This window comes from Mycobacterium innocens (genome assembly GCF_900566055.1).
GTDB lineage: Bacteria > Actinomycetota > Actinomycetes > Mycobacteriales > Mycobacteriaceae > Mycobacterium > Mycobacterium innocens.
In genome coordinates this window covers 13,570-27,089 of record NZ_UPHQ01000056.1, presented here as the reverse complement: position 1 = coordinate 27,089, position 13,520 = coordinate 13,570, and the positions used below count along the sequence as shown (strand labels likewise).

Annotated in this window: 14 protein-coding genes and 1 pseudogene; 1 reads left to right on the top strand and 14 read right to left on the bottom strand. The window is 66.5% G+C overall.

Translation table 11 applies throughout. From position 1 onward, the window contains the following. Position 1: 1 nt before the first annotated feature. The 14 genes and pseudogenes from EET03_RS07075 to EET03_RS32330 form a co-directional block, all read right to left on the bottom strand. Positions 2 to 559, bottom strand: a complete 558-nt coding sequence (locus EET03_RS07075) for a hypothetical protein (protein ID WP_075543421.1) — start codon at positions 557 to 559, stop codon at positions 2 to 4. Beyond that, the gene (locus EET03_RS07070) at positions 556 to 1,098 is read right to left on the bottom strand and encodes a mammalian cell entry protein (protein ID WP_075543422.1); all 543 of its coding nucleotides are present in this window, start codon (positions 1,096 to 1,098) and stop codon (positions 556 to 558) included. Before EET03_RS07070 ends, EET03_RS07075 begins: the two co-directional genes overlap by 4 nt. Beyond that, on the bottom strand, positions 1,068 to 2,531 hold the full coding sequence (locus EET03_RS07065) for an MCE family protein (RefSeq protein WP_075543423.1): 1,464 nt from the start codon (positions 2,529 to 2,531) through the stop codon (positions 1,068 to 1,070). The genes EET03_RS07070 and EET03_RS07065 overlap by 31 nt, the downstream gene beginning before the upstream one ends. Before the next feature lies 1 nt (position 2,532). Beyond that, positions 2,533 to 3,669, bottom strand: a complete 1,137-nt coding sequence (locus tag EET03_RS07060; protein ID WP_075543424.1) for an MCE family protein — start codon at positions 3,667 to 3,669, stop codon at positions 2,533 to 2,535. Beyond that, positions 3,669 to 4,970 carry a virulence factor Mce family protein gene (locus EET03_RS07055; protein WP_075543444.1) on the bottom strand — a complete coding sequence of 434 codons (1,302 nt, stop codon included), beginning with the start codon at positions 4,968 to 4,970 and terminating at the stop codon, positions 3,669 to 3,671. Before EET03_RS07055 ends, EET03_RS07060 begins: the two co-directional genes overlap by 1 nt. Next, on the bottom strand, positions 4,970 to 6,292 hold the full coding sequence (locus tag EET03_RS07050) for an MCE family protein (protein ID WP_075543445.1): 1,323 nt from the start codon (positions 6,290 to 6,292) through the stop codon (positions 4,970 to 4,972). The genes EET03_RS07055 and EET03_RS07050 overlap by 1 nt, the downstream gene beginning before the upstream one ends. Beyond that, on the bottom strand, positions 6,289 to 7,317 hold the full coding sequence (locus tag EET03_RS07045; RefSeq protein WP_075543425.1) for an MCE family protein: 1,029 nt from the start codon (positions 7,315 to 7,317) through the stop codon (positions 6,289 to 6,291). Before EET03_RS07045 ends, EET03_RS07050 begins: the two co-directional genes overlap by 4 nt. 22 nt (positions 7,318 to 7,339) lie before the next feature. Next, positions 7,340 to 8,791 (bottom strand): MCE family protein, encoded by a 1,452-nt coding sequence (locus EET03_RS07040; RefSeq protein WP_075543426.1) that lies wholly within the window; start codon positions 8,789 to 8,791, stop codon positions 7,340 to 7,342. A gap of 25 nt (positions 8,792 to 8,816) precedes the next feature. After that, positions 8,817 to 9,671: an ABC transporter permease gene (locus tag EET03_RS07035; RefSeq protein WP_075543427.1), complete on the bottom strand. Its 855-nt coding sequence runs from the start codon at positions 9,669 to 9,671 to the stop codon at positions 8,817 to 8,819. Continuing rightward, positions 9,668 to 10,435, bottom strand: coding sequence for an MlaE family ABC transporter permease (locus tag EET03_RS07030; RefSeq protein WP_075543428.1), 768 nt, complete (start codon positions 10,433 to 10,435; stop codon positions 9,668 to 9,670). Before EET03_RS07030 ends, EET03_RS07035 begins: the two co-directional genes overlap by 4 nt. A gap of 154 nt (positions 10,436 to 10,589) precedes the next feature. Further along, positions 10,590 to 10,922 (bottom strand): DUF732 domain-containing protein, encoded by a 333-nt coding sequence (locus EET03_RS07025; protein ID WP_075543429.1) that lies wholly within the window; start codon positions 10,920 to 10,922, stop codon positions 10,590 to 10,592. 20 nt (positions 10,923 to 10,942) lie between these two features. Further along, positions 10,943 to 11,437 (bottom strand): annotated as a pseudogene (locus tag EET03_RS07020) (CAP domain-containing protein); the annotation flags it as partial. Continuing rightward, positions 11,425 to 11,676 (bottom strand): SpoIIAA family protein, encoded by a 252-nt coding sequence (locus tag EET03_RS07015; RefSeq protein WP_244232268.1) that lies wholly within the window; start codon positions 11,674 to 11,676, stop codon positions 11,425 to 11,427. The gene EET03_RS07015 and the pseudogene EET03_RS07020, both read right to left, overlap by 13 nt. A gap of 1 nt (position 11,677) precedes the next feature. Then, on the bottom strand, positions 11,678 to 11,806 hold the full coding sequence (locus tag EET03_RS32330; RefSeq protein WP_279637627.1) for a hypothetical protein: 129 nt from the start codon (positions 11,804 to 11,806) through the stop codon (positions 11,678 to 11,680). 182 nt (positions 11,807 to 11,988) lie between these two features. Here EET03_RS32330 and EET03_RS07010 point away from each other — a divergent pair, with 182 nt between their 5' ends. Continuing rightward, positions 11,989 to 13,515, top strand: coding sequence for an Hsp70 family protein (locus tag EET03_RS07010; protein ID WP_099194033.1), 1,527 nt, complete (start codon positions 11,989 to 11,991; stop codon positions 13,513 to 13,515). Positions 13,516 to 13,520 lie beyond the last annotated feature (5 nt).

Sequence of the window (13,520 nt, the reverse complement as noted above, 5' to 3'; positions counted from 1 at the left end):
CTCAGACCGGATCGAACCCGGAGATCAGCCAGCGCCCGTCGACCTTGTCCAAGGTCACCCGGACGCTGGACGCGGTGTAGGTGGGCGCTTCGGTGCCCACAATCGTGGTCTGGTTGACGAACAGCAGCACCACCCCGTGGTTCGGCTGGGCCGACACCGCCGCCGCGGCCGGTACGGTGGCAACCGCCGAAATCTGTTTCCGCTTGGCGCCGGGGATGACCACGTCACGGGTCAGCGACGTGTATTCGTCTTTGAAGTGGCCGGTCAGCCGGTCACGTGCGGCACCCAGGTCGCGCTCGGCCGTGTCGGGCCGGTAGGACAGCAACTCGACCGTCGCCGCCCGCGCCGCCTGGATCACCTCGATGCGGCCGGTGCCGTCCGGCGCCGACGAGCAGTGCCACTTCAGGAAACCGGCCGCCAGCGCGAGCGCTAACGCCAGGCCCGGCAGCACACCGTAGGCCAGCAGCCGCGGCCACCGGATTCGGCGGTGAGCATCGGCGGCGGCGTCGGTGGTGGTCGCGGTATCGGATTCGGCGGTTACCGGCGGTGGCGTACTCACGGCACGAACTCCACGTTGGAGACCTTGGCCTGCGCGCCCACCCGGCGCACCCCCAGCCGCATCCGCCATGCTCGCGATTCCTCTTGGTCCGCATAGATGTTCGACGTTTTCACGGTCACGGCAACCAGCACCTGCGCCTGGTCCCCGGACTGCGATTCCAGCGCAGCTTCCGTCACCGTGCCGACCGATTTCGACTGGGTCCGCACCACGACGTCGATGTACGGCTGCGATCGCTTGGCGAAGTTGTCGTAGAGCTGGCCCGTTGCCCCATCCAGGATGCGTTGCACGTCGGCGTTGGCCTGGTGGAAGTCGATGGTGGTGAGGTTCAGCGCCCCTTGGCGACCGGCCTGCAGAAAGAGCCTGCTCTGCTGCTCGGTCTGCTGCGACTGATGGACCCGGAATCCAAGGAAAGCAACCAGCGCGGCCAACCCAAGCACCACCACCACCATGGCCAGCACCGCCGGTCGAGCGGTGCCCCGACCGCTGGGCGGCGCCTCGGCCGACTCGCTCAATTCGGGGGCAGCAACATCGACTGCCATGTGCGCTCCTTCCCGCCGGCCGCAGCCAGATCGGATTGGGTGTAGACCTGCCCGTCCGGGCCGAGGTAGGTACCGGTCGCCGGGTCGTATTCGGCGGCAGCTATCGGAAACGGTGGTGCGGGCGGCGTTCCCGGCGCCGCGGCGCCCGGTGCGGGCGGTGTGCCGGGGGGCAGCTGCGGAACGGGCTGGCCCGACAGCGTGGCGTTCGGGTCGCCCTTCCAGTTGTAGCCGTCGTTGAGCGGAACATAGCTTTCGCCGCTCTCACACATCGCGACCGTCGGCGCACGTTTGCCGGGCTGGCCGACGCACGGCGTATTGCGAACGCCGCGAACGTTGTTCGGCGAGTCCTGCGGCACCCGGCAATACAGGTCCCCGGCCGGGCGGTCGGGGTAGTCCTCCCAGGACGGCACGCGGCGCTGCTGGGCCGGCAGGTAGCCGGTGGTGCACGACGGCGGCAGGTTAAGTCGCATGTTGAAGCTGAGGAAGACGCCCTTGTAACCCTGCTTGGTGTTGCGGTTGGGCACGCCGATCGCCTGGATGGTGGCCACCGCCTGGGGCAGCAGCACCAGCAACTGCTCGATGCCAGGGTGATAGGTGACCGCCACCTGACCGACGCCGATCAGGTTGGACAGCAGCACCGGTAGGGTCGGGTTGACCCGGTCGAACAACTGCCGGACTTCCGCGGCGGCCGGGCCCGCTTGTTGCAGCACGGTCCGGACGGCGGTGTCGTTGCGCTGCAGCCCCCGGCTGAGGTCGGCCAGATGCGCGGCCCACCGTTGTACCGCATCCGGCGAGTCGGCCTGCGCATCCAGCACCGGCTTGGACTGGTCGATCAGGGTGAGCAACGGACCCAGGTTCCGGCGCGCTTCGATGGACAGCGAACCGGCTCCGGTGACCAGCCGGGCGATATCCGGCCCGAGGCCGCCCACCGCGGTATAGGCCTCGTCGACCGTCGTCTTCAGGCTGTCGCGCGGGATCGACTCCATGCCCCGGTTCACCGTATCCAGCAGCGTGTCCAGATCCGGCGGCACCGAAACGCGTTCGGCCGGAATCACATCCCCGTCCTTGAGCGGTGGGGACTCCCGGCGCGGCAGCAGCGTGACGTACTGCTCACCCACCGCCGACTGGCTGTGCACCTGGGCGTCGACATCGGAGGGGATGTCGACACCCGACTTGAGTGAAAGCACCGCCGCGACACCGGTATCAGTGAGCCGCACGCTTTCGACCCTGCCGACTTCGGTTCCGCGATAGGTGACGTTACCGCTGGGGTACAGGCCGGCGGCTTGCGGCAGCTGCACGGTGACCCGGTAGCGCCCGATACCGAACATCGCCGGCAGCTGGATGTAGTCGAAGATCATCACCCCTCCGCCGACGAGCGCGACGATCACGAAGATGGCCAGCTGGACGAGGATTCGTCTCGACAACGGCGGCATGTCAACGCCCCTGATCCCAATGGTACGGAGCGACAAGCGGATTTCCGGCGGTGTAAGGACTCGGCATCTGGCCGATGGTGCGGCCCCACTGCAGCTCCAGCTCGGTCAGGTTGCCCTCCCACCGGGTGCCGGTGAGAAACGAGGCGTCGAGCCGGCTCAGCGTCAGGTCGATGATGGCCGTCAGGTTGGCGTAGTCCCCGCGGGCCCAGTTGCTGATCGTGTCCTTGGGAAACGGATAGGTGGTGAGCAAGCTCAACGACCGGGTCAGTGCCGGACCGGCATTGGCCAGCGATTCCACCACCGGCCCAAGATCTTTCAGCTGCTTGACCAAAGCGTCCTTGGTCTGGTTGGCGGAGTCCGCGGCCAGCGCACTGAACTTGGCGAATTGATCGAGCGCATCGACCAGCTGCTGCCGTTCGTCCGCCAGCGTCCGAAGCGCGTCCGGGATGGTCCGCAGCGCGCGATCCACCACCGGCTGTTCCTTCGCCAACTGGCCGACCACGTTGTTCAGACTTTCGGCCGCGGCGATGATGTCGCCGGTCTGGTCACCGACCAGGCCGACATACCGGTCCACCTGTTGGATCAGGCTACGCAGGTCGGCGGCCCGTCCGGCCAGCGCGACGCTCAATGCTTCGGTGATGTCCTGAATCTGGCCGATACCACCACCATTGAGCAGCAGCGAGACCGCGGCCAGGGTCTGCTCGGTCGACGGGTAGCTGCCGGCCGACGACAGCGGGATCAGTGATCCCTGCGTCAACTTGCCCTGGGGCGCGACGTCGGTGGGCGGGGCCAGTTCGATGTGCAGTGAACCGAGCAGGCTGGTTTGGCCGAGGGTGGCGGTCGCGTTGGCCGGCAGGTCGACGTCGCCGTCGAGCCGGATGGTCAGCAGCGCATGCCAGCCCTGCCGCTCGATCTTGGCGACGTTGCCCACCGTGACGTCGCCGACCTGCACGCGGGAGTTCTGCTCCAGGGTGCCCACGTCCGGCAATTGCGCCTGAATGGTGAACGAGCCGGGGCCGCGGCCCGCGGTGCCCGGCAACGGGATCGAGTTGAGGCCTCGCCAACCACAGCCGGCCAGGCCGGTCACAGCCAGCACCGCCAGCGCGCACACCGCGCCGAAACGCCGCACCGCACCCATCAGGAGCCTCCTTCGAAGGGCAGCAGCAAGCCGCGCAGCCCGGCGGCGGGATCGGTCGGATGAACCTCGGCCGGTAACGATGGACTATCAACGGCCGCAGCCGAATTGGAAGGCGGGGGAACATAGTCCGGCCGCATCCAGTCCTCGCTGTAGGTGACCTCGTTGGGCCGCGCCACCGCACCGACGATCAAGTTCTCCCCCAACGGGGGGAAGTTGTATTGCCGGCTCTTGATGATCGGCGCCAGATATTGGACGCACAGCTTCGCCGACTGTTCGTAACCCAGCCGCGACGCTGCTTGGATCGCCCCGCACAAGAAGGCAATCGGGTTCGCGAAGTTGTTGAAGGCCGGCGCACCGCTGAGGGTGCCCTGCGCCGGCTGGTAGATGTTCATGAAGTTCTGCAACTCGGTCGGGGCGATGTGCAGTGCCTGCTTGATGTCGTCGAGGCTGTCGTTCAGCGCCGTGGACACCGACGCCAGCTTGTCCGACGTTTCGCCCAGCGCCTCCCGGTTTTCGGCCACGAAGCCGCGGACGTCGCCGACGATGTCGGCCAGCGCCGCGACCGCGTTGGCAACCTCATCGGGGTCGTTGGTCAGCAGCCCGGTCACTGTGGCCAGGTTCTGGTTCAGCTGACGCATCAGGTCGGTGCTGCTTTGCAGCGCCGACACCAGAATCGACAGGTTCTTCACCGTGCTGAAGATATCGTTGCTGTGGTCGCCGAGTGCCGAAACCGCCTGGGACAGTTTGACAATGGTGTCCCTGATGGTCGCTCCCTGGCCCCGCAGGTTGTCGGCGGCGGTGTTCAGCAACGCTCCCATCGCGCTCACCCCGCCGGGTTGGCTCGGTTGCAGCATCTGGGTGAGCTTCGCCAGGTCCTGACGTAGGTCGTCCCACTCCACCGGGACAGCGGTGCGCTCCAGCGGGATCACCGCGTGGTCGGGCAGCCGCGGCCCGTCGGTGTAAGCCGGTGTCAGCTGAATAACGCGCGCGGTTACCAGCGACGGGGACAGGATCACCGCCTTGACATTGGCGGGAACTTGGTATTTGGCGTCGTAGGAGAAGGTGATCTTGACCCGCTCGGGTTGCGGCTCGATCTTGTCGATCGCGCCGACAGGCACCCCGAGGATGCGCACTTCGTCGCCGACGAAAATGCCGTTGCTGTTCTTGAAGTAGCCGACAACCGTCGTTTTGCGGGTCGCGGCCGCGGCCTGCCATGCCACCACAACCCCGGCGATGGAGGTGAGCACGAGCAGGGCGGCCACGCCGATGCGGGCATTGCGGCGGTTCACGGCGCGGTTCATCATTGGCCCGCTTGCTGACCGGGTTTCGCGGGCCGGGACGGTTCGCCGGGCGCGGGAACGTACACCGGCGGCCGCGTCGGCGGCGGCGGCGGGGCCGTCTCTCCGGGGGCCAGCGCCGGCGGTCCCGGCGGTGGCCCGCCCGGCGGCGGCCCCGGCGGCGGCTCGCGGTACGGATAGCGGGGATCGCCGGGATTACCGGTGATCGCGTCCGGAAGGTTCAGCCGCGGCTCCCCGCCCTGACCGGTGCGCGGGAACGGCACCGGCAGCGCGGGTGTGCCCGGCTGACCGAGCTGCGGATCGGTGAGCTGCGACGGCAGCAGCACATTGGGATCCAGACCGAGATCGGAGAACGCGGCGTCGACGAACGGCTGGATGAACTGACCGGGAATCAGGTTGGTGATGTAGAAGTTGAACCACGGACCGGTGGACATCGACTCACCCAGTGACAGCGCGTAATCGTTGAACTTCTTGATTGCCAGCTGGATTCGCTGCTTGCGGTTGTCGACGATCGTCAGGACCCGGTCGAGCTTGTCCAGGATCGGGTTGAGGGTCTGCCGGTGATCGGCGATAAAGCCCTTGATTTGCCGGCTGATCGCCGAGATGTTGCCGGAGATCGCATCCAGCGCGCGGCTTTGGCTTTCCAGCTGGGCAAGCATGGCGTTGCTGTCGGCGACCAGCCGGGCGATCTGCTCGCTGCGCTCCGACAACACCGTCGCGGCTTTGTTGGCGTTGGCCAACAGATTTCGCAGTTGAGCGTCGCGCTCGTTGAGCGTCTGGGAGAACCGCGCCACACCGGCCAGCGCAATTCTCAGGTCGGGTGCGGTACCGGAGAAGGTGTCCGCCAGCACGGCCAGTGATTCCGACAGCTTGTCGGTGTCCAGCCCGCTGATGGTGGCGCCGAGATCGCCGAGCGCGTCGGGCAGCTGATAGGGCGACGTCGTGCGCTCGAGCGGAATCGGCCCGCTTAGCCTGCCCTCTCCGCGGGGTGTGATTTCCAGGATCCTGGCGCCGAGCACGCTTTTCGTCTTGATTGCGGCCTCGGTGCGGTCGCCGAGCCGGATATGCTTGTCGACCTCGAAGCGGACCAGCACTTTGGGTCCGTCCAGCGCGATGCTGTTGACCTTGCCCGCCTTGAGTCCCGAAACCTGCACCGTGGTGCCGGTCTGCAGGCTGCCCGCCTCGGCGAAGTAGGCCGAGTAGTCCCTGCCGGCCTTGACGAACGGCAACCTGCTGTAGGTCAGCGCGGCCAGCACCGCCGCGGCCACCACCACCAGGCCGACCACGCCGACGACGAGGGGATTGCGTTCGGAGAACGATTTCATCGCGGCGTGCACCTTCCCGAGGGCTGGCCGATCACCTTGACGTAAATCGGTTGGCCGCCTTTGCCGTTCAGCTTCAAGAGCAGGTCGCACATGTAGAAGCTGAAGAAGTCGCCGTAGAGGCCTTGCCGATTCAGCATCTGGTAGGCGTCCGGCAGCGTGTTGAGCAGATCGTCGAAATAGTCGCGGTCGGCCAGTATGACGTCCGCGATCCGCTCCGACTGGTGAATGATGTCGGCCAGCGGCGCGCGGCCTTGCGCGAGCAGATCGGCGATCGATCCGGCGGCCGCGTTGGCGTAGCCGATACCGGTGCTGATCTCCTGCTTGTTGTCGGCCAGGGTGGACAGCAACTGGGACATTGAATCGACCGCCTTGGCGAATTGGGAACTTTGGTCACCCAGTGAGCCCAGCACGGTGTTCAGGTTGACGATGACCTGCCCGATCAGCTGACCGCGGTCCGCCAGCGTGTTGGTCAGCGCCGCCGTTCGCGCCAGGAACGAACTGATCGTCGCGCCCTCACCCTGGAATGCCTTGATCAGCTCGGTCGACAAGGCGTTGATCTGATCGGGATCCAGCGCGTGGAACAACGGCCGGAAGCCGCCGATCAGCGCGTCCAAGTCCAACGCCGGCGATGTCTGCGCCAGCGGAATCATGTCACTGGGCCGCAGTTGTCTGCTGCCGCCGCTCCCTTCCTCGAGCGCCAGATAGCGGCCGCCGATCAGGTTCTGGTAGCGGATGACCGCTTTGGTGCCCTCGGTCAGGACCACGGAGTTGTCTGTGCCGAACTCGACGATCGCGGTTCCGTCGTCCTGGATCGAGATGCGTTTGACCTGGCCGACTTCCACGCCGGCGATGCGGACGAAGTTGCCGCTCTCCAGTCCCGACACGTTGCTGAAGTGCGCCCGGTACGGCTTTTCGTCCCCGAAGCGCAGGTCGGCGAAGATCGCCAACATCGCGATCAGCCCCAGCGTGCACACGACCATGAAGATCGCCAGCCGCCAGATGGCACTGCCCAGGTTCTCTCTCATCGCGTTGGCTTCTCCTCCGGCGTCACGGCGACGGTGTCGCTTCTCGAGGGAGCGGCGGGGCCGGTGTCGGCTGCAGCTGCGCCGGCGCCGGGACGACGAACGGCTCGGATCCCGGTGGCGGCGGCCCTGGTTCGCGCGGAGCGCCGGGCGGCGGCGCCGGCGGCAGGCCCGGGTACAGCGGGGTTCCGTCCGGTGCGTACTGCGGAGCGCCGTAGGGCGGCGCACCCGGGTACGGGATGGGGCCGGGGGCCGGCCCGCCCGGATAGCGGACGCTGGGTGGTTCAGGCTGTCCCCGGGTGACCGGGAGGTAGTCGGCGTATCCCGGGAAAGCGATTCCGGGGTTGGGCCGGATATCGAGCCCCGTTCCCCAGCCGGTGTTGGTAATCAGTTGGCGCAGCGGCCAGTTGGCGGCGACGTCGGGCAGCGATCCGCAGCCCGGCTTACCGCCGGGCCCGCCTTTGGCGCCGACGATCGGAAGGTTCTGCGGAAAGCGGTATTGGTCGGCGCCGAACAACGGAGTGCTGTCGATGATCAGTGAATAGCCATTGGCGCCGCCGGTGGCATCCAGATAGCCGGTGTCGAGGGCGATCTTGGCGCCGACCAGCATGCACGTCAGAACCCCGTGGTACTTCGTCAGCAGGCTGGTCGTCGGGTCGAGCAGGTTCACGGCGGTGATCAGCCTGTCCTTGTTCGCACCCAGCAGCGCAATACCGCTGCGCGACAGGCCGATCATCTCCGCGAGCAGCGAATCCAGCGCCGGCGCCTCCCCGGCAATGGTGGCGCTGGTGACGCCGGCCGCGTCGAGGACCTTCAGGATGTCTTGTGCCGCAGCACCATAGGTGTCGCTGAGACGGGTGACCGCCTGCGTGTCCGCCCGGACCGTTTCGGCGCGCGGATTGATCGCGAGCAGCACCTGGTTGGCGTCGGTGATGCTCTGACCTACCGTCGCACCGTGCCCGCGCAGACCTTCGGCCAGCGCGGACAGCACCCCCTGCAGCTTCGCCGGGTCGATCTGGTTGAGCACCTTGACCAGGTTGGCGAACATCGTGTTGACCTCGGTGCCGACATTCTCGGCCCGAAGCACCGTCCCGGCGGCCAGACGCTGCGGGCTGGGGTAGCGCGGGTACACCAGGTCGACGTACTTGGCGCTGAACAAGGTGGTGGCCCGGATCCGGGCCTGCACGTTGGCCGGGATGTATCTGATCTGATCCGGTTGGATGGCCAACGTCAAGATCACGTAGTCTTTGCCGGCGGTGATCTCGCTGACGCGGCCCACCTGCACTCCGCGCAGCTTGACCTTGCCGCCGCGATCCATCACCAGGCCGGCCCGGTCGGATAGCACCGTCACCACAACCGATGACTTGAACGAACCGGAGAACAGCGCAGCGGTCAGCGCGACGGCGCCGATGACGGCGATCACCAGCACGAGCGTCCACCACCCGGGATGCGTTCGCTGCGAACGTGATTCCGACATGGCCCCGGCTCCCCTGGCTACCCGGCTATCCCGACAGATTGAAATGGCCGGACTGCCCGTGCACGGATAGCGAGATCGCCAGCACGACCAGCGTCAACACGATGAGCGAGGTGCGCACCGAGTGGCCGACCGCCGCGCCCACTCCGGCGGGCCCGCCCTGAGCGGTGTAGCCGTAATAGGTGTGTACCAGCATGATGGCGATGGCCGCGGTGATCACCGTGAGGAACGACCAGAGCAGGTCCGTCGAATTGAGAAAGGTACGGAAGTAATGGTCGTAGACGCCGGTGGACTGACCGTAAACCCCGGTCGTGCCGAACCGGGCTGCCTGGAAAGCACATACCACCGCTATGCAATACAGCGGGATGACCACGACCACACCGGCTACCACCCGGGTGGAGACCAGGTAGGCCACCGACCGGACGGCCATCACCTCGAGCGCGTCGATCTCCTCGGCGATGCGCATTGCGCCCAGCTGCGCAGTGGCACCGGCGCCGATGGTGGCCGCCAATCCGACACCGGCGACCGCCGGCGAGATGATGCGCACGTTGACGTAGGCGGAGATAAAGCCGGTCATGGCCTCCACCCCGATGCCGGACAGCTGGTTGTAGCCCTGCACGGCGATGACGGCACCGGTCGACAAGGTCAGGAAGCCGACGATGACCACCGTGCCGCCGATCACTGCCAGCGCGCCGGTGCCCAGGCTCATCTGGGCGATCAGTCGGATGATCTCGCGGCCGTAATGGCCGAACGCCGTTCGCATTTCGGCGATCGTCCGGCCGTAGAAGGCCACCTGGGAGCCGATGCGATTCCAGCCGGCCACCAAGCCACTCGCCCGGTGACCGATCCAGGCGAGCCGCTCGACCGGGGGGTTGGCGCTCATTGCGGGCCTACGTAGAAGATGGCCGTCGCGACGATGTTGATCACGAACAACGCGATGAAGGAGTAGACAACCGTCTCGTTGACGGCATTGCCGACACCCTGCGGGCCGCCGCCGACGGAAATGCCTTTGTAGCAGGCGATCAGGGCTGCGGCCATGCCGAACAGCGCGCCCTTGACCAGGCCCAGGATCAATTCAGGAAGGTGGGTGATCAGCGTCAGGCCCGCGGCGAACGCACCCGGCGTGACGTGCTGGACGAACACCGAAAACACGAACGAGCCGGCGAGGCCGACCAGGGTCACCAGGGACACCAACGACACCGCGACGACGGTGGCCGCCAGCACGCGGGGCGCTGCCAGCCGGCGAATCGGGTCGACGCCCATCACCCGCAACGCGTCGAGTTCCTCGTGGATGGTCCGGGCGCCCAAATCGGCGCACATGGCGGTGGCTCCGGTGCCGGCGACGACGAGCACCGTCACGATCGGCCCGATCTGGGTGACCGAGGCGGTGGCTGCGCCGGTGCCGGAGAAATCGGCGGCGCCGAACTCCACCAACAGGATGTTGAGGGTGAATACCACCAGAACGGTGAACGGAATCGCCAGCAACACCGTCGGAACGATGGAAACCCGTGCCACGAACCAGCTTTGCAGCAGAAACTCCCGCCACGGGAAGGGCAGTTTGAACATCGCAACGAAGGTGTCCAGCGACATGGCGAAGAATTCGCCGACGGAACGCAGCGGCTTGGTGACGGTGTCGGATGAAACCATCGGCGCGGCTTCCCTTTCCTGTTGCGCTCTATTGCGCTCGAGTGTGTTGCTGCGTTCTTGAAGGGACTATGGTCGCAACCTCGCACTTCTAGGAAGAGTCGTTTGTCAGGACTGCGTAGACGAAGGTCCTCTGCAGCTTGAGCACCGGACATCCTCACGAACCTGCCGGTGGAATGTATCCGCCGGCCGATTGCCGCAACTGCCAGATCTGGGCCGGGCACAATTCGCCGACCGCCTGGCTGATCAGATAGGAGGCCTGATGCTCGTCGGAGGTGTCGAAGTCGCTTTTGACCTCACTCATGATCTGTGGGTAGCGCTCGCCGGACCGCACCTTCTCACAGATGCCGTTCCCATACGCGAGCGCGGCCGCGGCGTCGGGAAAGTTATAGCCCGGACGCACTGTCGCGTTGACCAGGTAGGCCACCGCGTCGGCGTGGGCCGCGGGCGAGCCGGTGGACACCACGACGACCGACCCGACGGCGGCCATTGTCAGGCCGAGCCCTTTGACGCCGAGTGATCGGCCGGTGCGCCGTACACGGCGACGACCACGCTGCGGTCCAAGCTGTTCTCCGACCACACGCCCATCTGCGTATAGGCGCAGTTCTGCATGATCGCCAGGTATGCGGGGTTGTAGTACCACTGGTTGATCACCTCGATGCCGCTGATCGCCAGGGCCGGGTTGATAGCCACCGTCTCGGCGACGCTGCCGCGATAGCCCGCGGCGGTCGCGCGGTCCTGCACGGTCGAGCCATCAGAGCCGAGGTCACCGTCGAGGGCGCGGTTGTTGAGCACGTCGACGGTGTGCCATTGCGCTGCGAGTTGCAGCTGCAGGTTGATCCGCACATCGTTGGTGCAGCCGGCGTTGTGCTGCACGGTGTAGACGTTCGCGACGACACCGTCGTTGAGCCGCTTGTTGTCCGCGTTCGCGGGCGGCGTAGCGGCGAGCGCTGCGGCCGCGAGCGCAGCGGACAAGATCGGGCGAACCGCAGTCACTCGTGCGATTCGGCGATCCACTTGCGCGCTTCGTCGACATCGGCGTTCGAGAATGCACGGTACTCGCCGGGCCACAGAAAGCCGAAGAACTGGCTGAATTTCGCCACATGCGCCATCCATTCCACGTCGGTGACCGAGGCGGCGCGTTCCCAGTCGAAGAAGTGGCCGAAACCGAACTTCGAATCCTCCCAGACCGCACCGGGATCGAATTTCTGGAAATCAGGCGGTATTTCACAATAGATCCGCACCTTACTGATGGCGGGCCAGCCGGTCTTCGAAGTCGGGCACCAGTACGGTGTCGTAGTCGGTTTTCGTGACGTGCCCATGGAAGGCGAACGCGGCGACGTCGTCGGGAAAGCCCTGCAGGCGCTCGATCACCATGCCTCCTCGTGTCCGCCCATCCGATGCGATGCCGGTCTGGTCATCGTCTCCTCGCCGGGCGCCGTGGCGTAGAGGCCAAAGTCACCGAAACACCAAGCACCCCGGCGCCACCACCGACGGCACGCCGGACAACGCGGGTAGTGCCGGACTGCCCGGCATCGGGCCTAAAGTTGGGTGCGATGAGAGTCGGTATCGACTTCGGCACCACCCACACCGTCGCCGCGGTCGTCGACAGAGGCAACTACCCCGTCGTTTCCTTCGACGGGGTAGAGGCTTGGCCATCGCTCATCGCGGCGAACGCGGCCGGAGAGATCAGGTTCGGGCTGGACGCCGCCGCCGTGCGCCGCGAGCCGGGATGGTCGGTGCTGCGCTCGTTCAAACGTCTGCTCAACGACGCCGGACCGCACACCGAGGTGAACCTGGCCGGCCGCGATTACCCGCTGGCCGAGTTGCTCACCGGCTACCTGGCGCGGTTCAAAGACGATCTTCGGCATCGCTCCAACGCCGGACTCGAGCCCGGCGAACCGATCGAGGCGGCGATCAGTGTGCCGGCCAATGCGTCCAGCGCGCAACGCTTGATGACGCTGGACGCCTTTCTCGCGGCGGGCTTTCGCGTCGTTGCCATGCTGAACGAACCGTCTGCGGCCAGCCTCGAATATGCCCACCGGTACCGCTCCACCATCACCGCCAAACGCGAATACGTCCTGATCTACGACCTCGGCGGCGGCACCTTCGACGCCTCGCTGCTGAAAATGACGGGCCAGGTCAACGAGGTCGTCGTCAGCGAGGGCATCCAGCGTCTGGGTGGCGACGATTTCGACCAGGCGATACTGCAGCTCGTCGTGTCCGGCGCGAGGCTACCGGAAGCTGCCGAAGCATCCGACCTGCTGCGCGAGGAATGCGCCGCACGCAAGGAGGCCATCGGGCCGCAGACCCGCCGCTTCCTGGTGGACCTGACGGTGGTCGACGGGATCGACCGGCCGCCGTTCGCCTGCGGCATCGACGACGTGTACGCGGCCTGCACGCCGCTCGTCGACAAGACCATGGACGTGCTCTCGCGCGTGCTGCGTGACCCGGTGGCAACCGGAAGCGGCGTCGCCTGGTCCGAGGTAGCAGGCATCTACCTGGTGGGCGGGGCCGGCAGCTTTCCGCTGATTTCCCGGATGCTGCGCGCCACCTTCGGGGAGAAACGGGTGAAACGCTCGCCGCACCCGTTTGCCGCGACGGCCATCGGGCTGGCGGTCTTTCTCGACACGAAAGCGAATTTCCAGTTATCCGAACACTTTTCGCGACATTTCGGAGTTTTCCGCGAGGCGCGGGCCGGCGCCGACGTGGTGTTCGACCCGATCGTGCCCAAGGACGCCTCGCTTCCCGCCGACGGGCATTCGCCGCTGATCATCAGGCGAACCTATCGGGCGGCCCACAACATCGGACATTTCCGGTTCGTGGAGTGCAGCCGCCTGGTCGACGGCCGTCCCGACGGGGACGTGACCCCCTACGATCCCGTCTACTTCCCCTTCGACCCTGCCCTGTATGACCGCCACGACCTCGGGCGGCAACCCGTCGGCCGGTGCAACGACGGGCCCGATGTCGAGGAACGCTACGTCGTCGGCCCCGGCGGCGCGGTGGAAGTGACCCTGACGACCCAGCCCACCGGCTTCAAGCGCACCTTCCGGCTGGAACGACGCGCCCCCGCTGCGAGCTGAGCACG